The organism is Streptomyces sp. NPDC002619, assembly GCF_042889305.1.
In the GTDB taxonomy this organism is placed as follows: Bacteria; Actinomycetota; Actinomycetes; order Streptomycetales; family Streptomycetaceae; genus Streptomyces.
The window spans coordinates 48,344-71,647 of sequence record NZ_JBIAQV010000004.1; the positions used below are offsets into that span (position 1 = coordinate 48,344).

Genomic DNA, 23,304 nt, shown 5'->3' on the forward strand with positions numbered 1-23,304 from the left:
CTTCAGCTCTCCAAGATTCCCGGGGCCTACAGTTCGAACTGGCCGGACGTCTGCTGGATTTTGACGATCACGAACTCCGCCGGGCGCACGGGTGCGATGCCGACCAGGACGTTGACGACGCCGTTCGCGATGTCCTCGTCGGTGGTGGTGTCGCTGTCGCACTTGACGAAGTAGGCCTCGCGCGGGGTGCGGCCCTTGAACGCGCCCTGCCGGAACAGGGTGTGCAGGAACGAGGAGGCGCTGAGGCGGATCTGCTGCCACAGGTTCTCGTCGTTGGGCTCGAACACCACCCATTGCAGGCCGCGTTGGAGACTTTCCTCGACGTGCAGCGCGAGCCGCCGCACGGGCACGTACTTCCACTCGCTGTCGAGGGCGTCGGAGCCTTCGAGGGTGCGGGCGCCCCACACCGTGGGACCGGTGAGCGGGAAGGTACGCAGGCAGTTGACGCCGAGCGGGTTGAGCAGTCCGGTCTCGCGGTCGGTCAGGTCGACCATGAGCGAGTGCACGCCGGCGAGCCGTGCCTCGGTGCCGGCCGGTGCCTTCCACACGCCGCGTTCGGAGTCGGTGCGCGCGATGACGCCCGCGACCGCGCCGGACGGCGGGAAGGAGCGCAGCCGCCCGGTGAGCGGGTCGGTGAGCTGGAGGTGCGGGAAGTAGAGGCCCGCGTGGTTGCCGCGTACGGCGTCGAAGGCGGCGAGGCCCGCGCGTGCCGTGTCGACGCTGACCCAGCCGGCGGGCGCGTCGACGAGCAGGAAGATCCGCCGCTCCTGGCACAGGCGTTGGGCCGCCGAGACGACGGTGATCGCGTCCTCGGTCTTCTCGTACGCGGCGAGTTCGGGCAGGACGAGGAGGTTGACGTCGGCAACGCCGCGCAGTGCCTGGATGCCGGTCTTGCCGGCCTCGGAGCCGATGAGGTCGCGCGGTCCAGGTGCTTCGCCGTCCTCGCCGCCCACCAGCGGGAAGACGGGCGGGTTGACGGACGCTTCCAGGCCGAGGTCGTTGGCGCACTCGCCGACGAAGCGGACGACGTCCTCGGGGTCGGTGGAGCCCGCGACGACCTGGACGCGCCGTCCGAAGGCGGTGACCTCGACGCCGGCGAAGGCGTGCTTGCCGGGGGCGTCGGGCAGGGCGCGCAGCCTGCGTTCGAGCAGCAGGGCGAGTTCGGCCACGGAAGTCGGGGCCTCGCCGTCGGAGTCGGGGTCGTAGAGCGTGAACTCCCGTTCCACGTCACCGATCTTGACGGTGAGGTCGACGGCCAGGTCGGGCAGCTCGTGCCCGAACGGCTTGGAGACGGTGCCGGACGGGTCGGGGCGGCCCTCGCCGACGACCTCTACGCGGATCAGCCGGGAGCCGGCGTTGATCACGGTCTGCGCGTAACTGCCGCTGTCCGGGTCCATGGACAGGCCGGTGAAGCTCTCGCGGGCCTCGCCCCGGGCGTCGTACACGCGGAGGTTGAAGGTGTCGTCGGGGCAGGGCGTGTCCTGGTCGACGGCGACGCGCAGGCCATTGCCCCAGACGCCGGGTTCCTTGGCGTGCACCTCGAGGACCTTGGTCCCGCTGTGGCCCTCGGTAGACTTCAGGGTGATGCACGCGGCCTTGCCGCTCCCGGCCTTGGTGACGCGGACGATCACGGCGACGGTGCCGCCGTTTCCGAAGAACTGGTGCACCGCGTAGCCAACGGCGCTGCGTGCGCTCAGGCCGCCGAAACGGCGCTCGAACTCCGCGAAGCTCGTGACGCGTACCGGCTCGTTCAGCGGACCGCGCCGGGTGTGGCCCACGAAGGCGGTCACCGAAGTGGTCAGGGTCGAGATGGTGCGGGTACTGCTGGGAAGCTCTTCGACGTAGACGCCGGGATACGTCGGCTTGGCGGCGCTCACCGCGCTCATCGGCTTTCCCCCTCCTGGTCGCTGTCTCGGGGTACCGAGGTACCGAGGTACCGGGGTGCCGGCACCGGGCGAAGGCACCAGGAGAAGACAGCGGAGGGACATGTTCCGTACCGGCGCGCCACACGGCGCCGCGCGACTGGGCGGCGGCGGCCGAGCGCACCGCATCAGTTCCCCCGTCAGTACCCGGACGGTTGTTTCCGGGTCAAGCAACGCGCTTGTGACTCCTGATGCTCACGTGCTCAACCCACCTTGAAGCGTTGGCAGTTGACCGAACAAGGCGGCTTCTGGCCACTCCGCGAAAAGGTTTCATGAAGGTCAACTCCCGGCATTCACACATCAGGCCCGCGCGCCCACGACAGCTGCTGCACGCCTCCTCCACAGCCGGATCGGCGCGGTAAGGCGCTGCGGTCCCAGCCCCCGGCGACTGCGCGGCGCCCCCTCCGCCCGGCCCATCGCGCGCGCTCCAGTCTTTCTCGGGTCGTACACAATCCGCGGTGGCCGGTTCCGCGGGGGTGCCCCGCGCGGGCCGTGTCCCCGGGACGCTTACGGGCGTCCGGTGCCGGGTGGAGCGAGGAGCCGCTCGGTGGGCTGTGGGCCGTACCCGTCGCCGAGCAGGTCTCCCACGCGCTGGACGGCGGTCACGGTCTGCTCTTCCTGGACGTCACACTCGCCGGTACGGTCCCGTGAGGCGGCGGGCGACGCGCTGCTCGCCGAGTGCGACGGCCTGACGCTGCGGCCGGCCGCGGCCCACAACCGTCCGGCGCTCCCCCACAGCGACAGCCTCCGGCTCCTGGCCGCCGCCCCGGGCTGCCGGCTGCGCGTCGTCGTCCGCCTCATCCCGGCCGTCCGGCCCCGGGCGCTGCTGCTCGCCTGCGCTTACCCCATGGATCCCAGGGTGCGACTGGACCTGGGCCTGGACCGGCTCCGGCTTGCGGACCTGCCGGCCGCCGCGGCGCCCCCCGTCGCCGCGGCGGCCGTGCCCTCGCCCTCCCCGGACGAGGCCCCGCTGCACCTGCTGCGCAGGCGCGTCCAGCCGGCCGCTTCCGGCGGCCGTCGCGTCCCGGCCCTCCCCGGCGCCGGAGCGGCCGACGACCGGCGGCTGCGCGAGAACGGACTCGCCACCGCGGCCCACCTGTTGGACGATCTGCTCGCCGCCACGGCGGACCGGGCCCGCGGCCCCTTCGGCCGACTTCTGCCCGCCGACACGGGCCGCTTCGCCCGCGCCTGGCCGGCCGGCCGCCGCCCGCTGCACCGAGGAGTTCGACCGGGCGCTGTGCGCGGCGGCGTGGCGTGCGGGCCGCCGCTCCCCCGTTCCGGCGGCCCGCACGGACCGGGTACATCCAGGAATGTGATGTTGCCCGGTTGAAGTCTGGGACAGTGGACACTGCTCGGGTATGGGTACAACTGCGTATGCGGACCGGCGGAGAGGAAGGCGTGGCACCGACGGTGGAACGGGCCTGGGAACGCATGATGTCGGCGGCCGTGGCGGCGCTCCACGAACGTGATCCCGAGCGGCTGTGGCCGATGCTGGCCGACGCCCTGCCCGGAGTGTGCGGCGGTGAGGCACTGATCTACAAGCTGGACGACTGGAGCGCGAGCGCGGGCACGCTCGGCATGTCACCGGGCGTCGCGCCCGAGTTCGCCCGGCTCGGGGACGAGGCGCTGGGCGTCCTGCGCTCGGGCTACCCCTTCGCGCGGCTCTACACGGCCGGTCTGGACCGGGCACCGCTCACGGCACGGCGGACGGTGGGCGGCCGGGCCTGGTCGGCGAGCCGGACCGCGCGTCTGCTGGGCGATTTCCTGGACGTGGACCAGGTGCTGGCGATCCCCTTGCCGGGGACGGCCGAGCCGATCACCGGCTGCCTCGTCTACCGCTCCGGCACGGACTTCACCGACGACCAGATGGGACTCGCGGAGCGCGTGCAGCCGCTGCTGGCCGCCGTCGACCAGCAGCGGCAACTCCTGGAGCAGTGGCGCCGGTTGCTGCCGCCGCCCGAGGTTCCTCAGGAGCGGGCGGCGGACTGCGCCCTGACGCCCCGTGAGACGGCCGTACTGCTCCTGCTCACCGACGCCCTCACCGCCGCGGCCATCGGCCGCCGCCTCGGCATCTCGGCCCGTACGGTGCACAAGCACATCGAGAACATCTACCGCAAGCTCGGCACCCGCGACCGGGTCAGCACGGTGCTGCGCGCCCAGCGGCTCGGCCTGCTCCCTCGGCCGGGTCACGCGAGCGAGGCGTAGGACGGCCTCAGCCCGCCAGGAAGTCGGTCAGCCCGGCCAGGAGCCGGTCCACGTCCCCCGTGTCGTTGTAGGGGGCGAGGCCGATACGGAGGCCGCCGGTGTCACCGAGGCCCAGCCGGCGAGAGGCCTCGATCGCGTAGAAGGACCCCGAGGGCGCGTGCACACCACGCTCCGCGAGAAAGCGGTAGGCGTCCGTCGTCGCGGCGTTCTCGAACGTCAGCAGGACGGTGGGCGTGCGGTCGGCCGCCCTGGAGTGGATCCGGACGCCGGGGAGCGACGCCAGGCCCTTGTCGATCCGCGTGCGCAGGATGTGTTCGTGGTCCTCGAGCGCCGCGAAGGCGGCGGTCAGACGCTGTCGTCGCGTCCCGGTGGCACCAGTGTCGAGGCCGGCGAGGAAGTCGACCGCCGCCCGGGTGCCCGCGAGGAACTCGTAGGGGAGAGTGCCCAGTTCGAAGCGCTCGGGCACCGCGTCGGTGGACGGCAGCAGTTTGTCCGGGCGCAGGGTCTCCAGCAACTCCGGGCGGGCGGCGAGGACTCCGTGGTGCGGGCCGAGGAACTTGTACGGCGAGCAGACGTAGAAGTCCGCGCCGAGCCGCTCCAGGTCGACGAGCGCGTGGGCGGTGTGGTGGACACCGTCGACGTAGCTGAGCGCGCCCACGTCGTGCGCCAGCCGGGAGATCTCCGTGATCGCGGGGCGTGTGCCGATCAGGTTGGAGGCGGCGGTGACGGCGACGAGCCGGGTGCGCTCGGATAGGACCGCGCGGATGTCGTCGACCGTGAGCTCACCGGTGGTGGGATCGAAGTCGGCCCAGCGCACGACGGCTCCGGCCCGCTCCGCGGCCTGCACCCAGGGGCGGATGTTGGCGTCGTGGTCGAGGCGGGTGACGACTACCTCGTCACCGAGCGCCCAGGTCCTGGCGAGGGTGCGCGAAAAATCGTAGGTGAGCTGGGTGGCGCTGCGGCCGAAGACGATTCCCGCCGCGTCCGCGCCCAGCAGGTCGGCCAGGGCCCGGCGCGCCTCGACCACGATGTTCTCGGCGTTGCGCTCCCCCACCACCCCTTGGCCGCGGTTCGACAGGGGGTGGGCCAGCGCGTCGGCGATGGCCTGGATGACGGGTTGCGGGGTCTGGGTGCCGCCGGGACCGTCGAAGTGGGCGGTATTGGCGCTCAGGGCGGGGAACTGGGAGCGGAGGGCCGTGATGTCGTACGTCAACGTGAAGCTCCTGTGGGGTGCCGGGACCGTTCCTGCCGAGGAGCGTACGTCGCGTCCTGCTCACCCGGTCGCGGCGGTGCGCAGACGCTCGCGATGAGCCCGGGCCGTGATCATCAGCCCGTCCAGGGCCTCCCGGGTGCGGATGAGGTCGGCGATGTGCTCGGAGAGGCGGTCGCGTTCCTCGGCCATCCGCTCCAGTGCGGGGCTGTCCCGTCTGCACCTGGCGTACGTCCACCTGGAGGCGACGGTCTCCGAGGACGTACTGCTCGACTTGCGCCGGGCCTGGCCGGGCACCCTCGTCATGAACCCGGTGGTGCCGATGGGCCCCAAGCAGACCGGCCGGGCCGACGCCGACCACTGGCTCGGGCTCGGGGCCGACCTCATAGTTTCGGCCGTGCCTTCGTCGCCAACCCCGATCTGGTCGAGCGGCTGCGCACCGGACTGCCGATCGCGCCGGTCGACGAGAGCACGTACTACCAGGGCGGCGACGCCGGTTACCTCACCTACCCCGCCTATCAGCACACGGCCTGACGATTAATTCGCCTGACAGACCGAGGGGTTGGGGGTTACGCTCGCCCGCGATGACGACTCAGACCTCTTCCGATCGCAGATTGGGGGTCCCGTCCGCGCAAGGTGAGTGCTGATGCCCACTCAAGCCGCGAACGGGAATTCCCGTCTTTCCTTCTGGCTGCGCGTGCGCGAGTTCGCCGTGCCGCCCTCCATGATCGAGACCGCGACCGCCCGCCGCAGTGCCGGGGACTGGGCAGGGGCGTGTGCCGCCGCGCGCGTCGACGTGGACGTCCATCCGCGTTCCGTCGCACGTGCACACGGCCGGGAACTAGCGGACCGGATCCGCTCCGATCTCCGCAATCTCGCACCCGACCTGTTGCGCTGGCACATGCCGAGGATCGCTCCGGACGGACTGCTGCGCCCCGGTGTGACGCTCACGCTGGCCCGGTACGACACATCACGGCCCCGCGGTCCCGTCCATCTCGTGGCACGTACGCCACCGGCCTGGGCGGACGCCGGCCAGCGGATCAGTCTCGCGCTGTGGGACGGAACCGACACCGGTCCGCATCCGCATCCCCGCCCCGACCGGCGGTTCCGGCTCGACCTGCACCGCCACCTCTGGGACGCGCGCCGGGCCGGTGAGTTGCGGATCCGGTCCGGCGCCGACCTGCCCGATCCTGCGGGGGCGGACCCTGAACTGCGCGAGTCGGTGCCGCGGGGATTCCGCTGTGCCATGGCCCGGTGGGCGGCCGAGGCGGGCATTCTGTTGCGCGCCGAGGGACGCGGCGGCGGGACCGTCGCCGTACGGTTCGGAGCGCGTCGGCACCTGTTCCTGGACCTGCTCGATGACATCGCTCTGCGCGTCGCGCCACCGCCCGCGAACGGCGACGCCGGCGCGGTGCCGGTGCTGCCCGACGCGGCGACCTGGGTGCTGCCCGACATGGAGCTGCTCCGCACGGGGTCGATCGACGCCGACCGGCTGCATCCGCTCGTGGCCTCGGCGCTCGTACCGGGTCATGTGCCGACCGGTCCCGCCGAGCCTCCTGATACGGCGGGCCGGCCACGCTTCGTGGAGTGCCGGGGAGCGCGGCACCGGATCGGGCTGGTCGACGGCGTACTCGTACCGCTGGACCATGATCCGGCCGAGATCCGGCGGGAGGAACTGCTGGTCGCGCTGACCGGCACCCCGCTTCCCTGCCTCCAGGCCATCGACGAGGCGCACCGTCGTCCGGACTGTCTCTCCGGCGTCCGTGAACGCCTGGTTCACGGCGACACCGCCGGCGCGCTGGCTGTCGTGGAAGGGCTGCTGGGCACCGACGCGACGCTCCGCAACGGCGCCCTGCGCGACGAGTTGGAGGCGGCGGCCCAACGGCGGATCGCGTACGGGCTGTTCAGGGCCGGCCTGGCCGAACCGCCAACCGGGCACGACCGCCCAGGTGTTCGCCGTCCCCGCGATCATCGCCCGCGTCCACGCCTCGCCACCGCTCGCTGAACCGCGTACGTCCGTCGCCGCACGGCCCGACTCGGACCACCGTGCTCTTTGCTGCCCAACTCGCCACGACCCCAAAGGTGATCACCATGCCGAACACCACTTCCGTTTCTCAACTCGACGTAGCCTCCGAGCTGTTGACGATGCTCCGCGACACCACTACCGAACCACGCCCCGACACCCAACTGGAGGCCCTGACCCTGGCCGTGGCCGCCGACCTTCCCGTCCTCCTGTGGGGTGAGCCGGGGATCGGCAAGAGCGCGGCGCTGACCCAGCTCGCCGGGGCCCTGGACCTGCCACTGACCACGGTGATCGCCAGTGTGCACGAGCCGTCCGACTTCTCGGGGCTGCCCGTGATCGGGGACGACCCCGCGGCACAGGGTGTCCCGATGGCCCCGCCGGACTGGGCGGTACGCCTGGTCCGGGCCGGCCGGGGGCTGCTGTTCCTGGACGAGTTGTCCACCGCGCCGCCGGCGGTTCAGGCCGCGCTGCTGCGTCTCGTGCTCGAACGGCGGATCGGCGCGCTCCAACTGCCTCCGGATGTCCGGATCGTGGCTGCGGCGAACCCACGCTCGTCGGCGGCCGACGGCTGGGAGCTGAGCCCGCCGCTGGCGAACCGGTTCGTGCATCTCCAGTGGACCCACGACCACGACGTCGTCGTACGCGGCCTCGGCGGGACCTGGCCCCGGGCCACGCTGCCCGCACTCGCCCCGGACCGGCTGCCGGCGGCCGTCGCCTTCGCCCGCCGCGCCGTGTGCGAGCTCCTCGCCGCCCGCCCCACCCTCGTCCACCGGCTGCCCAGCGGCGAGACCCGCCGCGGCGGCGCCTGGCCCTCGCCCCGGAGCTGGGAGATGACCCTGCGCCTCATCGCCTTCGCGACCGCGGCCGGCTCCTCCCGCGAGGTGCTCTCCCAGCTGGTCAGGGGCACGGTGGGAGACGGTCCGGGGCTGGAGCTGGTGGCGAGCATCGACCGGATGGACCTCCCCGACCCCGAGACGCTCCTCGCCGACCCGGCGGGTGCCGACCTGCCCGAACGCGGGGATCTGCGCCAGGCCGTCCTGGACGGCGTGGTGTCGGCGGTCCGCAAGCGTCCAGACAGGTCCCGCTGGGACGCGGCATGGGCGCTCCTGGTCCGAGCCGTGGAGACCGGCGCCCCGGACCTGGTGGTCGTCCCCGCGACGACACTCGCCGCTCTGCGCCAGGAGGACTGGAACGTCCCGGCATCGATCGAGCGCCTCGCCGGAGTGGTGTCCCTGTCCCAGCGGGCGGACCGCGCGGCGGACCGGACCGCGGTGACCGCCAAGGCGGGCCGATGACCACGGACACCGGAAGCACGGACACCGGAAGCACGGGCACCGGAGGGACTCTGGACCTGGACAAGCTGTACGCCGCCCGCCTGCACGCAGCCCGGGTCCGGCCCTACCTGGCCACGGCCCTGTTCGCCCTGCACGTCGTGGAGTCGCGGCTGGTCCCCACGATGGGCGTCGACCGGCACTGGCGGTGCTACGTCTCCCCGGCGTTCGTGGCCCGCACGCCGGTCGAGGAGCTGGCCGGGGTGTGGGTGCACGAGGTGTCGCACCTGCTGCGCGACCACCACGGGCGCAGTGAACGCGTCGCGCGCCAGCGGGGGTTGACCGGCCCGGCGGAACGGCTGCGGATGAACATCGCCGCGGACTGCGAGATCAACGACGACGTGTACGGCGACGGACTGGCCCGCCCCGAGGACGCCGTATACCCGCAGTCTCTCCAACTGCCCGAGGGCGAACTGATGGAGGACTACCTCCGCCAGTTCCGCCTCGGTCCGCGCACCCAGCTGCTGTCCTGGCTGGACTGTGGCAGTGGTGCCGATGGCCTTGACCGGGAGTGGGACCTGTGCCCGGACGGCGCGCACGGACTGAGCGAGCAGGAGCAGGACGCGGTCCGGTTCCGCGTGGCACAGGGCATCACCGCCCGCCCGGGAAGCACCCCGAAGGGCTGGCGGCGATGGGCGGAGGAGGCGTTCCATCCGCCGCAGCCGTGGCGGGAGTTGCTGGGCGCGGCAGTGCGCTCGGCGGCCTCGGGCAGCGGTGCGGGCGAGGACTACAGCTACGGGCGCCCTGCGCGGCGGTCGGCGGGACTGCCCGGCGTCGTACTTCCGAGCCTCAGACGCAGGCCGCCGCGCGTCTCGGTCGTCATCGACACGTCAGGCTCGGTCAGCGACGCCGAACTGGGCAGCGCGCTCCTGGAGGTTGCCGCGATCGGCCGTGCCGTGGGCGGCCGACGCGACCTGGTCACGGTCCTGTCGTGCGACGCGGCGGCCCGAGTGGCGCACCCGCTGTGCCGGGCGGAGGGCATACCGCTGGTGGGTGGCGGCGGCACGGACCTGCGCACAGGCTTCGCCCAGGCACTCCGATCCCAACCGCAGCCGGACGTCATCGTGGCCCTGACCGACGGCCAGACACCGTGGCCGAGCACACGCCCACCGTGCCGTACGGTGGTGGGCCTGTTCCCCAAGCGCGCGACCGACTCCTGGAACGACCCCGACTACGTGCCGGACGCACCGCCCGAGTGGGCGCGGGTGGTGACGATCGGTTCGTCACCGGGCGCCCGCTGACCGGGTCAGTCGTTGTCGTCCAAGTCGTAGGGAAACTCCGCGAGGCGCTGCTCCTCCTCGGCCAGCAGGTACTCGTAGCGCGCGGACAGTTCTCCGTCACCACAGGCCCGCGCCGCGGCGTGGGCCGCGCCGTACAGGGCCGGGGAAGCGCGGTCGAGTGTGTCGAGGAGAGCCATCCCGGCGAGGAGGGCCCGGTGTGCGAGGTCGGGCCGGCCGGAGTCCGCGGCCGACCGCGCGAGCAGGAAGTGCTCCTCGGTGAGGGCGAGTGCCACGCCCTTGTCGCGCCAGTCGTCGACGACTGGGGCCGGCTCGACTTCGAAGAGCACGGGCTGCGACGGGCCCGGCTCCACGTCCCGCGGGCCGTCGAGAACGGTGAGCGCGTGCTCCAGAGACGTCCACGCTCCGTCCAGGTCGCCGGCCTGCCGCTCCAGGGCGGACAGGCGGCTGTACGCCGAGGCACGGGCGAGACCGGTGTCCTGGAGCTTGGCGTACAACCGCTGGGCGCGCGAAGCCTGCTGAAAGTCCGCCAGCGCAACGAACTCGGCGGCGATCCAGGGAAGTTCGGCCGTGTCGGAGGGCCGGACGTCGTCGAGCAGACGGATCAGGGCAGTGCGGGCGAGTTCCGTGCGGCCCTGGCGACGGGCGAGAGTCACCCAGGTCTCGGGCGGCTCGGACCTCGGGTCGTCGCCGAAGCACTCCGACGTGTCGTGGGTGTCGGCCCAAGCGCGCAGGGCCTCGGGCTCCAAGCGAAGATCTTCCTCACTCTGTCCCGGCCCGCCGAGCGGCAGGTCCGACAGGGCGCACCAGGTGTCGAAGTTGGCGCACCGGGCGGCATGCAGCCGGGGAAGATCCTCCTCACGGAGGTGGCGGGCCACGAGGAACACGGCGAGGTGCAACTCCTCGCCCATGCCACCGAAGGCGGCCGCGCGGCGGCACAGGGTCTCCTGCTCGAGCAGATGGCGCAGGAGCGGCAGGTCGGCGTCGTGCCGGTCGTACTGGAGCGCGCGCAGCACACCGGCGCGACGGCCCGAGTTGGCGTCATGCTCCGGGTCGCTTCCGCCGGACACCGTGGAGAACGCCGACTCGGGCCAGGCGGAGGGGTCGGCGCGCAGGCGGGCCAGGTCCGCCCGGCATTGCGCGAGCACGGTCTCCATCAGCGGCGGTCGAGGGTGCGGGTCCAACAAGGCGTAGGCGTGCCCCTCGTCGGCGAGCAGCAACAGATGATCGGGCTCGGAGCGCAGTAGGGCACGGTGCATCCGGGCGAACAGCTCGGCGCGCGAGCGCACGGCCAGCCCGAGACCCGCGAGCAGTTCGTCGCGGCGGGCGTCGAGCTCCGGTGCGTAGGAGGCACGCATGCCGTCCTCGACCTCGAGAGCCGCGGCACGGAGCTGATCCGCGCCGAGTGCCGGCGGGAGGTACAGGTGATCCCGCCATCCGGGAAGACCGGCCACCAACTCCATGGCGTCGGCAAGGCTTTCGGCGATCAGCCCGGCTTGCCCCTCCGAATCGGCGTACAACACCCCTCCACCGCCGCAGAGGAAGTAGGTCCCGCCGCTGTCGTCACCAGCGATCCCCTCCAGCGACGCACCGGACGCCAGCCGGACGGCTTCTCCGTGCTCGGCCCGGCGCAGGTCGAAGTCGAACGGGTGAGCGGCGAGTTCGGCCAGCCGAGGAGTCCGCCGGAGGTCGTCGAGGAGGCTGCGGTCGAGAGGGGGCATGTGACGGACCGTAGCAGTCGGCAGGTCACGGACGCGTGGGCAGGTAAATCCCGTCGACAGGGTCCGTCACGCCCGGCAAAGTGGGCGCCCATGACGAGCAGTGAGCTGTGGAACCGTCCGATGGCCGACCGCTACGACGCCGAGGAGACCGAGATGTCCTCGGCCGCTGTTCTCGGGCCGACTCTCGACTTCCTCGCCGACCTCGCCGGGGAGGGCCGGGCGCTGGAGTTCGCCATCGGAACCGGACGCGTGGGGGTTCCTCTCCGGGAACGCGGCGTGCCCGTGGCCGGCATCGAGCTGTCCGAGCACATGACAGCGGTCCTGCGGCGCAAGGTCGACGAGGACACGCTCCCGGTCACCATCGGCGACATGGCCACGACCACCGTCCCCGGCGACTTCACGCTGGTCTATCTCGTCTACAACACCATCTCGAACCTGCTCACCCAGGACGAGCAGGTCGAGTGCTTCCGCAACGCCGCACGTCACCTGGCGCCCGGCGGCCGGTTCGTCGTCGAACTGGGCGTGCCGCCCCTGCGGTTGCTGCCGCCCGGGCAGGTCGCGGTGCCGTTCGACGTCTCCGAGCGGCATCTCGGCTTCGACACCTTCGACCTGGTCGAGCAGATCCTCGTCTCGAACCACTTCACGCGCGACGGCGAGGACGGCCGCTACCGTCGCGGCAACTCCCGGCACCGGTACGCGTGGCCGGCGGAGCTCGACCTGATGGCCCGGATCGCCGGGCTCGAACTGGAACGACGCGTCGCGGACTGGGACGGCACGCCCTTCACCCAGGACTCCGCGAAACACATCTCAGTGTGGCGCAAGCCGGCCTGAGGCGTCCCCCGGCCGCGACCGCGCTGAGCGATCTAGAGGTGGAGATCATGGATCGCCTGTGGAGGTGGAGGCGACCGTGCGCGAGTTGGCCGACGTCAACCGGACGCGGACAAGCGCACGGACGCCTGATACCGAAGTGGGTCGGCGACAGCCGTCAGGCCCGGTAGGCCACCAGCCCGATCATCCCGGCTTCGCCGTGGTAGGCGTTGTGGCAGTGCAGCATCCACTGGCCCGGGTTGTCCGCGTCGAAGAAGACCGACACCGTCTTCTTCGGCGGCACGATGGTGGTGTCCTTGCGCGCCCCGCCGCTGCCGAGTTGGTAGGTGTGACCGTGCAGGTGCATCGGGTGCCACATGGTGGTCGTGTTGACGAAGTCCAGCCGGACCCGCTGACCCTGCTCGACGAGAATCGGTGTCGCGGTCGGATCGTTCATGTCGAACCGCTTGCCGTTGATGGCCCAGTCGTACTTGGTCATCCCGCCGGTCAGCTCGATGCGGTGCACCTGGTCGGTCTTCCTGGACGGCAGCCGGACGTCGTCCGCGGCCTTCAACTGTGACGCGGACATGATCATGCCGTCCAGTTCCCTCGGGCGGACCGTGGGGGCGGGTGCGGCGCCCGAGCCCGTACGCACCAGCGCCATGCCGGTCATGTCCTTGCCTTCGGCCAGGGCGACCAGCGGGAAGACACCGTCGCCGAGGGTGACCAGGACGTCGTACCGCTCCCCCATGCCGACCAGCAGCGCGTCGACCTCCTGGTGCCGAATCGGGAACCCGTCGGTGTGGGTGACGGTCATCTTGTGGCCGCTCAGTGCCACCCGGTACGCGGTATCGCTGCCGGCATTGATGACACGCAGCCGCACCCGCCTGCCCGGTTTGCCGGTGTAGGCGTCCGGGTCGGCCGGGACGCGGCCGTTGATCAGGTGATACGGGTACTTCACGTCCCCGGCGTCCCCACCCAGCAACGTGCTCCGAGCGCCCATGAGCATGAACCGCATCGACATGTCGCCCATGTTCATGTTCATGCCTTGCTTGACCTCGGCGAAGACCTCGTCGGGGGTACCGGTGACCCCGTCGACCCAGTCGTCGAGGACGACGACCCATTCGTCGTCGTACGACAGTGGCTCCTTCGGGTCCTCGACGATGAGCGGTGCGTACAGCCCCCGGTCCAGCTGGACGCCGACGTGCGGGTGGAAGAAGTAGGTGCCGGGGGTGTCGGTGATGAACCTGTAGGTGAAGTTCCTGCCGGCGCGCACGGCCGCCTGGGTGACCGCGGGCACGCCGTCCATGTCGCCGCGCAGGGCGATCCCGTGCCAGTGGATGGACGTCGTCGTCCTGTCCGGGAGCTGGTTGGACAGCTCGGCGGCGAGTGTGTCGCCCACGGAGAGCCGCAGTTCCTTGCCGGGGGTCCTGCCGTTGAAGGCCCAGCTGTCCGCCTTGATCCCGGCACCGAGATCGAGCACGGCGCGTGCGGCGGTGAGGGTCACCTGCCGCGTCCGGCCGGTGCCCTTGCGCTTGTTCTCGACAGCGGCGACCGCGGAGCCGGAGGGGCTCACGAGGCCGAGCGAGACGGGGCCGCCGGAGCCGGTGGCGCATGCGGCGAGCGCACCCGCGCCCGCGATCCCGAGCCCCGCCAGCAGGGCGGAGCGGCGGTTGATGCTGTTCACGGTGAACGTCCTCTTCTCGACGTGCTGATGATCGGGCGCGTGCGGGAACTCCCGCCGTCGTGCACTTGGGCAACATGACGGCGGCCCGCCCGGAGTCGGCCTAGATCAGCAGTCGGGAGAGGGCGGAAAGATCGGGAGGAGCGCGGTGTGCCGTACCTGGCAGACCACGTCTGACGTACACGCTGCTCGCGGCGTCCCATCGGTCGATGAGCACGGCGGTGGGCGGCACCACGAATGTCGCCGTACCCACATCGCCGGACGAGCAGTGCTGCGCCCCGGCGCCGGAGCAGGCACCGCTGTCATCGCCCATGTCCGGATACGTGACCTGCTGCGCCGAGCTGTGCCCCGCCGAGGCCGAGGCGGTGTGGTCCATGCCGGCCATCGCGTTCATGGTGCCGGCCGGCATGGCGGCGGGCGTCATGTCGTGATGGACGAGCACGGCCAATACGGCGAACAGGGCGACGACCACACTCCACACGCAGCGCACGGCACCGCTACGGTGACGGGCCCGCAGGCTCATGGCTGTCGTCATCACTTTCCGCACCCGGGTTTCATCCGACACGACGGGTCCACTATACCCAGCAGGGGTATGTAATCCATCAAGCCGACCTTCCGCGCCCAGGGGGCCCGCCGCCCCGGGCACAGGGCCACCCGGCCCATGCACCAATGCCCTTACTGGTAGCACAGTGGCTGTGAGGCCGCTCCTCGATGCGCGGCCGCAGTCCACGTCCGGTGCTCGATCCGGGAAGTGATCGCCATGATGTTCTGGTACGGCCACGACATGAGCGGCTGGGGCTGGTTCGGTGCCTCCCTCGGCATGATCGTCTTCTGGGCCGTGATCATCACGGTCCTCGTCCTGCTCTTCCGCGGCCTCGGCCGATCCATGCCCGGCGGCTCGCGGGACGTCGCCTCCCGGACGACTCCTTCCGCCGAAGAACTGCTTGCCGAGCGGTTCGCGCGGGGAGAGATCGACGAGGATGAATACCAGCGCCGACTGCGCGTCCTGCGCTCCAGCGGAGCCGCCCCGGTCAAGCATTGAACCGAGCGGACACGCCTCCTCGCCCAAGGAGACATGACGGTGCACGACCACATACCGCACGAGGCGCGCTCGGGCCACGCGCTCACACCCAAGGAACGCAGCACCGCCGTGCTCGACGTGCGCGGTCTGCGCTGGGCCTCCCAGCAGAGCACCGTTGCCGCCGTGCTGGGCCGACGGCCGGGCGTCATCGAGGTGGCGGTCAACCCGGTGGCACAGACGGCGACCGTGGTCTTCGACCCTCGGCAGACGTCGCTGGCGGAGTTGCGGCGCTGGGTGGAGGAGTGCGGCTACCACTGCGCGGGCCAGTCCGTACCGGCCCGTGTCTGCGACCCGATGACCGAGCCCGATCCACCCGCCCCGGCAACGACCCCGCACCAGCACGTTGCCGAAGCACACGTGCATGAGACGCAGGCGCAGCAACCGAGCGCTCACGCTGAGCACGGTGAAGACCTGGCCTCACCGCACGACGCGATGGGCCATGGCGGGCACGACGGCATGTCGATGGCGGGCATGGTCGCCGATATGCGCAACCGCTTCCTCGTCGCCGCGCTCTTCTCGATCCCGATCGTGATCTGGTCGCCGATCGGGAAGGACGTCTTCAACCGGTTCGTACCCGTCCCGTTCGGGCTGCGCGAGGACGTGTGGGCGCTGCTGCTGAGCCTGCCCGTGATCTTCTACTCGTGCACGATCTTCTTCGACGGGGCCTGGCGGGCCCTGCGTGCCCGCACCCTGGACATGATGGTGCTGGTCGCGGTCGCCGTGGGTGCGGGCTGGCTGTACTCGCTGGTCGTCACGCTCACCGGCGGCGGCGACGTGTTCTACGAGGCGGCCACCGTGCTCGCCTCCTTCGTGCTGCTGGGCCACTGGTTCGAGATGCGTGCCCGCGGCGGTGCCAACGACGCCATCCGTACGCTGCTGGACCTGGCCCCGCCCAAGGCGCTCGTCCTGCGCGACGGTGAGCCTGTCGAAGTGCCCACCGCCGAGGTCGTGGTCGGTGACCTGCTGCTCGTGCGTCCCGGTGCGAAGATCGCGGTCGACGGTGTGGTCGAAGAGGGCTCCAGCGAGGTCGACGAGTCGATGGTCACCGGTGAGAGTCTGCCGGTGCACAAAGAGCCCGGTTCGGAGGTGGTCGGTGCGACCATCAACGCCAACGGCACTCTGCGGGTGCGCGCCACGAAGGTCGGCACCGACACGGCCCTGGCTCAGATCGTCAAACTCGTTCAGGAGGCCCAGAACTCCAAGGCGCCCGGACAGCGACTGGCCGACCGGGCGGCGTTCTGGCTGGTCTTCGTCGCCCTGATCGGTGGCGCCGCGACGCTGGCCGTCTGGCTGCTGGTCGGGCGGTCGTTCGGCGAGGCGATGCTGTTCGCCATCACCGTCGTGGTCATCACCTGCCCGGACGCGCTCGGCCTGGCCACCCCCACCGCGATCATGGTCGGTACCGGGCTCGGCGCCAAGCGGGGCGTGCTGTTCAAGAACGCCGTGGGCCTGGAGACCTCCGCCCGCATCGGGACCGTCGTGATGGACAAGACCGGCACCCTCACCAAGGGCGAGCCCGAAGTCACCGATGTCGTCACGGCCGACGGCGTCGGCGAGGACGACCTGCTGCGGCTGGTCGTGGCCGTCGAGCGGGAGTCCGAACACCCCCTCGCGGAAGCCGTCGTACGATATGCGGAGGCCAAGCGGCTCGCCACCGAACCCGCGGACGGCTTCGAGAACGTACCGGGTCACGGGGCGATCGCCCGGGTCTCCGGCCACCGGGTCGCGGTCGGCAACCGCCGCCTGGCCGAACGCGAGGGCGTCGATCTGGCGGAACTGGCCGACGAGCGGGACAAGTTGGCCGCCACCGGCCGTACGGTTGTGATCGCCGCGATCGACGGACGCGCGGCCGGACTGATCGGCATCGCCGACGCCCCTCGCGAGACGTCCGCCACCGCCGTACGGGAGTTGCACGCGCTCGGCATCGAAGTCGTCATGCTCACCGGCGACAACCAGGCCACCGCCGACCGTATCGCCGAGCAGCTCGGCATCGACACCGTCATCGCCGAGGTCCTCCCCGGCGACAAGGCGGCCAAGGTCGCCGAACTCCAGGCCGCCGGCCGCAAGGTGGCGATGGTCGGCGACGGCGTCAATGACGCGCCCGCGCTCGCGCAGGCCGACCTCGGCATCGCCATTGGCGCCGGTACCGACGTCGCGATCGAGACCGCCGACCTGGTGCTGATGCGTTCCGACCCGCTGGACGTGCCCACCGCCCTGCGCATCGGCCGCGGCACCCTGCGCAAGATGCGTCAGAACCTCGGCTGGGCGATCGGCTACAACGCCATTGCCCTGCCCATCGCCGCGGGCGTCTTCGAGCCGGCCTTCGCCCTGATCCTCCCGCCCGAGATCGCCGCGCTGTCCATGTCCGGCTCGAGCTTCATCGTCGCGGTCAACGCCCTGTCCCTGAAGGGACTTCGACTGCCCGACGGGACCCCCTCCCCCACGCCGGACCGGCAGGAACAGTCCGCCAGGGACGCGGTCGAGCCCAGCGTCCACTGAGCCGCCCCAAACTCAGCTCGCAGGCCGCAACCCGGCCAGCGTGACGGCGACCAGTCGCCGGACCGCCGCCTCGGACGGCAGCCCTCCGGCAGCGGCCAGGGCGTGCAGACAGTAGCGGGCCAGTTCCTCGGGGGCGACGTCGTCACGGAGCGCGCCGGCCTTCGCGGCCTCGGCCAGCAGGTCCTGGAACACGTCGACGAGTTGCTGCTCCGCATGCGCGATGTGCTGGGGACGGTGCACGAGCGCCGCGAGCTCCTCGGTGCCGTGGCGCCCGCGGCGATAGCAGATGAACGCGTACTGCTCCAGCATCGCCGCCAGACGTTCACCGGCGTCACCGGGTCGGCTGCGGAGTTCGGCGAGCTGCGCCAGGTGGCCGGTGACGTGCCGGTCGTGGTGGGCCACCAGGATCGCCTCGACGTCCGGGAAGTACTTGTACAGCGTCGCGCGTCCGATGCCGACCTTCTCCGCGATCTGCGACATGGTCACCGACAGCAGCCCGTGCTCGGCCACGAGCCGCCACGTCGTATCCAGGATCGCCTCGCGCACCGTACGGCGATGCTCCTCGATGGTCTCGTTCCACAGCTTCGGCACACCCCTAGGATACGCGGCGCCCTATGCGTGACACTATGGATTGACAGAGACACCGTGTATCGATAAAGCTGCGTAAGCGGCGCCCCGAGCACTGATATCCCGCGTCACCGGCCCCGACGGGAAGGCACCCCATGTCCGACACACCCGACTTTCGCCACTCCGGCGCCGGGAATCCATGGCACAGGCCCGACGACCTGTACGCCAGTCGGCCACCGTGGGACATCGGCCGCCCGCAGCAGGCCTTCCTCGCCCTCGCCGAACAGGGCGAGATCCGGGGCCGCGTGCTGGACGTCGGCTGCGGCACGGGCGAGCACGTGCTGATGGCAGCCGGTCTCGGCCTGGACGCCACCGGCTTGGACCTCGCCGCCCGGGCGCTCGACTCCGCCAGGAGGAAGGCCGACGAGCGCAATCTCACCGCGCGGTTCCTCCTCCATGACGCCAGGGAACTGGCCGATCTCGGCGAGTCCTTCGACACCGTCCTGGACTGCGGGCTCTTCCACATCTTCAACGACGAGGACCGCTCCTCGTTCGTCGAGAGTCTGAGGTCGGTGGTCCGGCCGGCGGGGCGCTACTTCATGCTGTGCTTCAGCGACCGGCAGCCGGGCGATCAGGGGCCACGGCGAGTGACGCGCGACGAGATCGAGTCCGCGTTCGCCGCCGGCTGGTACGTCGACTCCATCGAACCGACCACGATCGACATCACCAGCGACCCGGAGGGCGTCCGGGCCTGGTTCGTCGCCGCCACCAGGATCTGAACATCAGCGGGGCGCGCCCCGCACCGGCCGTGCAACCCGTCGATGCCCGCACGCCGAAGGCACCCCGCCCCGCACCCCCGAAAGGAATGCCATGCCAACCGCGGAAGCCCGCGTCCGGACCGACCGGGCAAGCCGGTACCTCACCCAACTCTGCCGTCACCTCGGCCAGATGGGCCGGATGCGACACCGCTCGCCCGTCGGCCACGGCGGCGGCGAGATGCCACCGGAGATACGGCACGTCGAGTACAGCGACACGGACGGGATCATCCGCTTCGCCGAAGGCCGGTGCACCCTTCAGGCCAGGTCGGACACGCTGACACTCCGCGTCGAGGCCGACGACGAGGACACCCTGCAGCGGCTCCAGGACGGCATCGCCGGACGCATCGAGAAGATCGGCCGCCGCGACCGGCTGAAGGTGAACTGGCAACGCCTGCAGGGGGCTACGGCTCCGGCCGGCGAGGCTGCCGACCCGGCCGCCGTACCCGAGGCGGGCGCCCGGAAGCGCCTCGGGCCCGGCGGGATCGTGGGCCTCGGCGCGGTGGGCGTCGTGATCGTCGCCGTGCATCTCGGGCTGGGGGGAGCCGCACTGGCGGCGTCGCCGTGGACGAGTTGGGGCGTCAACGCTCTCCTGGCGGTTGTCGCTCTGACGCTCGTCTTCGTGGGCGGCCATCTCGTCCTGGGCCGCCTCGGCGTCCGGGCCTTTCGTCACCGCCGATAACGCGCGGGGACTCCCCACTCCAGCGTGCGGATCCTGGGCAATTCTCTGGTGACGACCACGGCCTCCCCGGGACGACCTCGCTACTCAACGACTACCAATCGATCTCGGTCATCAGGAAGGGCTTGGCCTCGGGAGCCTCTTTGCGGGCCCGCACGGCCCGAATGGCCGATGCCCCGACCGGTACGCGCAGTGGAGGTTCGGGCTGTTCGATCGTGTCGGCCACCGCAGTGGCCACGCTCTCCGGAGTTACGGATTCACCGCGCAGGGCGCCGAGTTGCTCGTACAGCGGCATGTAGGGATCGTTCTCTTTCAGGAACACCTTCGCGCGCTCACCGCCACCCGAGGAGACCGCACCGGGCTGCACGACGCTCACCGTGACGCCGAAGTGCCCCGTCTCGATGGCGAGCGTTTCGGCGAGCGCCTCCAGCGCCCACTTGCTGGCGCCGTAGGGACCGATCATCGGCAGCACCATCCGCCCCTGAATGCTGGAGATGAAGATGAGGCGGCCCGCTCCTCTTGCGCGCATGGCAGGGAGCACGCTCTGTGCCACCCTCAGCGCGCCCAAGGTGTTGAGCTGGAAGAGCCGTTCGACCTCCGCCAGCGGGACGCTCTCCAAAGGCGCGCGCACCGTTTCGCCGGCGTTGCTGACCAGGACATCGATGTCGCCGGCGTCCTGGATGACCCGATCGACGCTTGCCTGATCCGTGACGTCAAGGCGCAGGCGCTGGTCGACGGGGAGATCGGCCAGCGTTTCCGGGCGGCGTGCGGTGGCGATCTCGCGGTGGTCCCGGCTTGCAATCCCCGTAAGAGCACGCTCGGTCAGTTGTGCCGCGCGAGCTGAGCAGTCCCACGGCGGGTCGCACGAGTCCCGTCCTGGCGGCCAGGCCGAACGCCGTGGCCGGGTGGGCGGGTTCCGTTGTCGGCGCGTCGTACGGGAAAGCCGGGAAGGATTGGTTGTGTCGAGCATGCGGCCCACTTCCTGCCGCGGGACCATCGATCCACTGGTGATCCCCGGTTACCGGTGGCGCCCGCAGTCCCGGGCGACGGCGTTGCACGACTGGAGGCGGCTTGGTGGAGAGTGTGGTGCCCGGCGAGGGAGATGAACGGCGGTGCGGATCGGCGGCGGAGCCGGGTTTCTGGCGGCAGGTCGTCGAGCAGCTGGGCACGGCGCTGATCGTGGTGGATCCGGCCGGTCACATCGTCACGGCCAACCCGGCCGCCGAGCGGCTGCTGGGGCGCGCCGCCGCGGCGATGTGCGGAGCAGACGTGCATGATCTGCTGCACAGGGCGGCGGACGGCGCCACCATCCCGCGGGAGCAGTGCCGTCTGCTCCAGGCGCTGGCCCTGGGGACGGCGGCCGGCGTGGAAGGCGAGAGCCATCTGCGCGGCGACGGCCGACTGCTCCCGGTCGCCTGGTCCGCTTCTCCCGTGACGGACGGCGGCTCCATACTGGGCATGGCTGTGCTGCTCACCGACGCCACGAGCGATCGCGGTGCGCGCCGGGAGCGCGCGGCCTATACGAGTGCTCTGGAGGACCTCACCGGGCGGCTGACGCTGGTCGCGGAGATCACAGACGTGCTCGGTCAGACCCTGGAGATCGACGAGGCCCTCGCCCGGCTGGGCCGCCTGCTCGTTCCCCGGCTGGCCGACTGGGCGACGGTGGACCTCCGTGTCGGTCCCGGCCAGGTACATCGGGTGGCGGTGACGGGTCCCGAGGGCCGGGACGCCGAGCAGGAGGACTGGCGCGGGCGCCTTCCGCCGGCCAGAGAGGCGCCCCGCTCCCCTTTGATCCAGGTACTGAACGGAGGCGATCCGGTCCTGCAGGAGCGGGTGGAGATTGCCGCAGCGCCCGACTCCCCCCTGACCGCCGTCCACAGCTGCTTCCTGCAGGCCGTGGGCGCGACGTCCGCCGTCACGGTGCCGCTGGGCTCCCAGCGGCAGCTCGCCGGCGCCCTGACGCTGATCCGCACCGACCCGGCGCACCCCTTCGACACCGGCGACCTGGAGGTGGTGACCGACATCGGCCAACGCGTCGGGCTGGTCATCGACAACGCTCGCCGGTTCGGCCGCCAGCGCGCAGTCGCCGAGGCCATGCAGCGCAATCTGCTGGCCCCGCTGCCCCAGCCCGGCAGGCTTCGGCTGGCCGCCCGCTACCAGCCCGCTCCGGTCGGTTCCCAGGTCGGCGGCGACTGGTACGACGCGTTCGAGCTGAAGGACGGCACGACCGCACTGGTCATCGGTGACGTCCTGGGCCACGATCTGGCCGCCGCGGCCGGCATGGCCCAGATGCACGGCGTCCTGCGCTCACTGGCCTGGGACCACACCGGACCGCCCGGTGCCGTCGTCGACCGGCTCGACGACGCCATGGCCGCCATCACCACCGTCCCCATGGCCACCCTGGTCCTCGCCCAGGTCGAGGGCCACCCGCACACCGGCCCGTGGACGCTGCGCTGGACCAGCGCCGGACATCCGCCGCCCCTCCTGCTGACCCACGACGGGCAGGCACGCTACCTCGAAGCCGGGCAGGGACTACTCCTCGGTGCCGGCCTGGGCACGGGTGGGGGTCGGCCGAACGCCACGGAGCCCCTGCCACCGGGTTCCACCCTGCTGCTCTACACCGACGGCCTGGTCGAGATCCCCGGCAGCGACCTCGACACCGGCCTCGGCCGTCTGCGCCGCCACGCCCTGGCCCTCGTCGACGAAACACTCGACACGCTGTGCGACCAACTGCTCGCCCGTATGCCGCCGGGCAGCACCGACGACGTGGCCCTCCTCGCCCTGCGCCTGCCGACGCCGTGACACCGGGACGCGGTGCTCAGCTCCCGAGGACCAGCACTCGGAACGGGCCGAGCGGAGGCGCCCGGGGAGTATCGCCGTCGACGTACCGCCACCCCCAGGACCGCAGCGCCTCCGCGGTCCGGTCGTCGAAACGGTCCACCAGCGTGACACCGGCAGCGACACCGTGGTCGGCGAGCAGCCGTCGCTGCAGGCGCCGGGCGAGGTTCCAGGCGCGGTTCTGGTACTGCCTGCGCACGCGGGGCGGCACGAGGATCCCGGAGACCACGAAGAGGCGTTCGGCGGCGGCGAGGCGGAGCAGGCTCCCCGGAATGTACCCGTCGAAGCCCTCCCACCGGGGACCGTCTCCGCGTATGGGGAAGCCGTGGGCACATCCGGTCAGCACAGTGGTCTCGGCGATGAGCAACTCGAATCCCGGTCGCCGTACGTCGACCGCGAGTCGCCGCAGGAAGGCACCGCGAGCCTGGTTCCACGCCCATGGGCCACCGCCGGAAGTCTCCGCGTACAGGTCGCCCAGTTCCTGCAGGCGGTCCTCGATCTGACGTCGGGTCAGCGGGCGGACGCGTTCACCCGTGCGGGGCGAGGAGCCTCGTTCCCGCTCGGTCGGAAGTGGCTTCAGCGGGCCGGGCCGGTCGCGCCCGGCATGGCGCCCGATCAGGTCTGAGGTGGTCGGCCGAACCGGCGCGTTCACGGTCATGAGGCAAGCCCTGCCCCGGGCGCGGG

Annotated in this window: 19 protein-coding genes and 2 pseudogenes; 12 read left to right on the forward strand and 9 right to left on the reverse strand. The window is 71.4% G+C overall.

Annotated elements, in window-relative coordinates; genetic code table 11:
• Nucleotides 1-26: 26 nt before the first annotated feature.
• On the reverse strand, nt 27-1,886 hold the full coding sequence (locus tag ACFYXB_RS09460; protein WP_389579643.1) for a phage tail sheath family protein: 1,860 nt from the start codon (nt 1,884-1,886) through the stop codon (nt 27-29).
• A 583-nt stretch (nt 1,887-2,469) separates the two neighbouring features.
• Between ACFYXB_RS09460 and ACFYXB_RS09465 the strand changes: the two genes are divergently transcribed.
• Both ACFYXB_RS09465 and ACFYXB_RS09470 read left to right on the forward strand, forming a co-directional pair.
• Nucleotides 2,470-3,252, forward strand: coding sequence for a hypothetical protein (locus tag ACFYXB_RS09465; RefSeq protein WP_389579646.1), 783 nt, complete (start codon nt 2,470-2,472; stop codon nt 3,250-3,252).
• A 101-nt stretch (nt 3,253-3,353) separates the two neighbouring features.
• Nucleotides 3,354-4,127 carry a LuxR C-terminal-related transcriptional regulator gene (locus tag ACFYXB_RS09470; protein ID WP_389580237.1) on the forward strand — a complete coding sequence of 258 codons (774 nt, stop codon included), beginning with the start codon at nt 3,354-3,356 and terminating at the stop codon, nt 4,125-4,127.
• A gap of 7 nt (nt 4,128-4,134) precedes the next feature.
• Here ACFYXB_RS09470 and ACFYXB_RS09475 read toward each other — a convergent pair whose 3' ends face one another.
• Nucleotides 4,135-5,340, reverse strand: a complete 1,206-nt coding sequence (locus ACFYXB_RS09475) for a cysteine desulfurase-like protein (protein WP_389579649.1) — start codon at nt 5,338-5,340, stop codon at nt 4,135-4,137.
• Between the two features lie 60 nt (nt 5,341-5,400).
• Nucleotides 5,401-5,541, reverse strand: a pseudogene (locus ACFYXB_RS09480) (MerR family transcriptional regulator); the annotation flags it as partial.
• A 4-nt stretch (nt 5,542-5,545) separates the two neighbouring features.
• Here ACFYXB_RS09480 and ACFYXB_RS09485 point away from each other — a divergent pair.
• From ACFYXB_RS09485 to ACFYXB_RS09500, 4 genes and pseudogenes are all read left to right on the forward strand, one after another.
• Nucleotides 5,546-5,871: pseudogene (locus tag ACFYXB_RS09485) on the forward strand (alkene reductase); the annotation flags it as partial.
• Nucleotides 5,872-5,983: 112 nt separating this feature from the next.
• A complete protein-coding gene (locus ACFYXB_RS09490; RefSeq protein ID WP_389579651.1) occupies nt 5,984-7,342 on the forward strand; it encodes a hypothetical protein in 1,359 nt (452 codons plus the stop codon).
• 86 nt (nt 7,343-7,428) lie between these two features.
• Nucleotides 7,429-8,655 carry an AAA family ATPase gene (locus ACFYXB_RS09495; RefSeq protein WP_389579653.1) on the forward strand — a complete coding sequence of 409 codons (1,227 nt, stop codon included), beginning with the start codon at nt 7,429-7,431 and terminating at the stop codon, nt 8,653-8,655.
• Nucleotides 8,652-9,932 carry a VWA-like domain-containing protein gene (locus ACFYXB_RS09500; RefSeq protein ID WP_389579655.1) on the forward strand — a complete coding sequence of 427 codons (1,281 nt, stop codon included), beginning with the start codon at nt 8,652-8,654 and terminating at the stop codon, nt 9,930-9,932. The genes ACFYXB_RS09495 and ACFYXB_RS09500 overlap by 4 nt, the downstream gene beginning before the upstream one ends.
• Before the next feature lie 5 nt (nt 9,933-9,937).
• Here the strand turns inward: ACFYXB_RS09500 and ACFYXB_RS09505 are convergent, their stop codons facing one another.
• The gene (locus ACFYXB_RS09505) at nt 9,938-11,650 is read right to left on the reverse strand and encodes a hypothetical protein (protein ID WP_389579657.1); all 1,713 of its coding nucleotides are present in this window, start codon (nt 11,648-11,650) and stop codon (nt 9,938-9,940) included.
• A gap of 90 nt (nt 11,651-11,740) precedes the next feature.
• Between ACFYXB_RS09505 and ACFYXB_RS09510 the strand changes: the two genes are divergently transcribed.
• Nucleotides 11,741-12,481, forward strand: coding sequence for a class I SAM-dependent DNA methyltransferase (locus ACFYXB_RS09510; protein ID WP_389579659.1), 741 nt, complete (start codon nt 11,741-11,743; stop codon nt 12,479-12,481).
• A gap of 154 nt (nt 12,482-12,635) precedes the next feature.
• Here the strand turns inward: ACFYXB_RS09510 and ACFYXB_RS09515 are convergent, their stop codons facing one another.
• Both ACFYXB_RS09515 and ACFYXB_RS09520 read right to left on the reverse strand, forming a co-directional pair.
• Nucleotides 12,636-14,144 (reverse strand): multicopper oxidase family protein, encoded by a 1,509-nt coding sequence (locus tag ACFYXB_RS09515; RefSeq protein ID WP_389579661.1) that lies wholly within the window; start codon nt 14,142-14,144, stop codon nt 12,636-12,638.
• A 100-nt stretch (nt 14,145-14,244) separates the two neighbouring features.
• Complete coding sequence (locus ACFYXB_RS09520) at nt 14,245-14,676, reverse strand: DUF6153 family protein (protein ID WP_389579664.1); 432 nt, start codon at nt 14,674-14,676, stop codon at nt 14,245-14,247.
• Between the two features lie 225 nt (nt 14,677-14,901).
• On the opposite strand from ACFYXB_RS09520, the gene ACFYXB_RS09525 reads away from it, so the two are divergent.
• Both ACFYXB_RS09525 and ACFYXB_RS09530 read left to right on the forward strand, forming a co-directional pair.
• A complete protein-coding gene (locus ACFYXB_RS09525) occupies nt 14,902-15,183 on the forward strand; it encodes an SHOCT domain-containing protein (RefSeq protein ID WP_389580240.1) in 282 nt (93 codons plus the stop codon).
• Between the two features lie 33 nt (nt 15,184-15,216).
• Nucleotides 15,217-17,721 (forward strand): heavy metal translocating P-type ATPase, encoded by a 2,505-nt coding sequence (locus tag ACFYXB_RS09530; protein WP_389579667.1) that lies wholly within the window; start codon nt 15,217-15,219, stop codon nt 17,719-17,721.
• A gap of 12 nt (nt 17,722-17,733) precedes the next feature.
• Here ACFYXB_RS09530 and ACFYXB_RS09535 read toward each other — a convergent pair whose 3' ends face one another.
• The gene (locus ACFYXB_RS09535; protein ID WP_389579669.1) at nt 17,734-18,312 is read right to left on the reverse strand and encodes a TetR/AcrR family transcriptional regulator; all 579 of its coding nucleotides are present in this window, start codon (nt 18,310-18,312) and stop codon (nt 17,734-17,736) included.
• 131 nt (nt 18,313-18,443) lie between these two features.
• Between ACFYXB_RS09535 and ACFYXB_RS09540 the strand changes: the two genes are divergently transcribed.
• Together ACFYXB_RS09540 and ACFYXB_RS09545 are read left to right on the forward strand one after the other, a co-directional pair.
• Nucleotides 18,444-19,067 carry a class I SAM-dependent methyltransferase gene (locus ACFYXB_RS09540; protein WP_389579672.1) on the forward strand — a complete coding sequence of 208 codons (624 nt, stop codon included), beginning with the start codon at nt 18,444-18,446 and terminating at the stop codon, nt 19,065-19,067.
• 91 nt (nt 19,068-19,158) lie between these two features.
• Nucleotides 19,159-19,785: a DUF2218 domain-containing protein gene (locus ACFYXB_RS09545; RefSeq protein WP_389579675.1), complete on the forward strand. Its 627-nt coding sequence runs from the start codon at nt 19,159-19,161 to the stop codon at nt 19,783-19,785.
• A 91-nt stretch (nt 19,786-19,876) separates the two neighbouring features.
• On the opposite strand, the gene ACFYXB_RS09550 is transcribed toward ACFYXB_RS09545, so the two are convergent.
• Nucleotides 19,877-20,752: an SDR family NAD(P)-dependent oxidoreductase gene (locus ACFYXB_RS09550; RefSeq protein WP_389579678.1), complete on the reverse strand. Its 876-nt coding sequence runs from the start codon at nt 20,750-20,752 to the stop codon at nt 19,877-19,879.
• A gap of 104 nt (nt 20,753-20,856) precedes the next feature.
• On the opposite strand from ACFYXB_RS09550, the gene ACFYXB_RS09555 reads away from it, so the two are divergent.
• Nucleotides 20,857-22,584 carry a SpoIIE family protein phosphatase gene (locus tag ACFYXB_RS09555; protein ID WP_389580243.1) on the forward strand — a complete coding sequence of 576 codons (1,728 nt, stop codon included), beginning with the start codon at nt 20,857-20,859 and terminating at the stop codon, nt 22,582-22,584.
• A 16-nt stretch (nt 22,585-22,600) separates the two neighbouring features.
• Here the strand turns inward: ACFYXB_RS09555 and ACFYXB_RS09560 are convergent, their stop codons facing one another.
• The gene (locus ACFYXB_RS09560; protein ID WP_389579681.1) at nt 22,601-23,278 is read right to left on the reverse strand and encodes a hypothetical protein; all 678 of its coding nucleotides are present in this window, start codon (nt 23,276-23,278) and stop codon (nt 22,601-22,603) included.
• Nucleotides 23,279-23,304 lie beyond the last annotated feature (26 nt).

Excerpts from the sequence above, each read along its gene's own strand:
- ACFYXB_RS09460 (WP_389579643.1), bottom strand. The coding sequence starts at position 1,886 with ATGAGCGCGGTGAGCGCCGCCAAGCCGACGTATCCCGGCGTCTACGTC.
- ACFYXB_RS09470 (WP_389580237.1), top strand. The coding sequence starts at position 3,354 with ATGATGTCGGCGGCCGTGGCGGCGCTCCACGAACGTGATCCCGAGCGG.
- ACFYXB_RS09490 (WP_389579651.1), top strand. The coding sequence starts at position 5,984 with ATGCCCACTCAAGCCGCGAACGGGAATTCCCGTCTTTCCTTCTGGCTG.
- ACFYXB_RS09495 (WP_389579653.1), top strand. The coding sequence starts at position 7,429 with ATGCCGAACACCACTTCCGTTTCTCAACTCGACGTAGCCTCCGAGCTG.
- ACFYXB_RS09500 (WP_389579655.1), top strand. The coding sequence starts at position 8,652 with ATGACCACGGACACCGGAAGCACGGACACCGGAAGCACGGGCACCGGA.
- ACFYXB_RS09505 (WP_389579657.1), bottom strand. The coding sequence starts at position 11,650 with ATGCCCCCTCTCGACCGCAGCCTCCTCGACGACCTCCGGCGGACTCCT.
- ACFYXB_RS09510 (WP_389579659.1), top strand. The coding sequence starts at position 11,741 with ATGACGAGCAGTGAGCTGTGGAACCGTCCGATGGCCGACCGCTACGAC.
- ACFYXB_RS09520 (WP_389579664.1), bottom strand. The coding sequence starts at position 14,676 with ATGACGACAGCCATGAGCCTGCGGGCCCGTCACCGTAGCGGTGCCGTG.
- ACFYXB_RS09525 (WP_389580240.1), top strand. The coding sequence starts at position 14,902 with ATGATGTTCTGGTACGGCCACGACATGAGCGGCTGGGGCTGGTTCGGT.
- ACFYXB_RS09530 (WP_389579667.1), top strand. The coding sequence starts at position 15,217 with ATGACGGTGCACGACCACATACCGCACGAGGCGCGCTCGGGCCACGCG.
- ACFYXB_RS09540 (WP_389579672.1), top strand. The coding sequence starts at position 18,444 with ATGTCCGACACACCCGACTTTCGCCACTCCGGCGCCGGGAATCCATGG.
- ACFYXB_RS09545 (WP_389579675.1), top strand. The coding sequence starts at position 19,159 with ATGCCAACCGCGGAAGCCCGCGTCCGGACCGACCGGGCAAGCCGGTAC.
- ACFYXB_RS09550 (WP_389579678.1), bottom strand. The coding sequence starts at position 20,752 with ATGCTCGACACAACCAATCCTTCCCGGCTTTCCCGTACGACGCGCCGA.
- ACFYXB_RS09560 (WP_389579681.1), bottom strand. The coding sequence starts at position 23,278 with ATGACCGTGAACGCGCCGGTTCGGCCGACCACCTCAGACCTGATCGGG.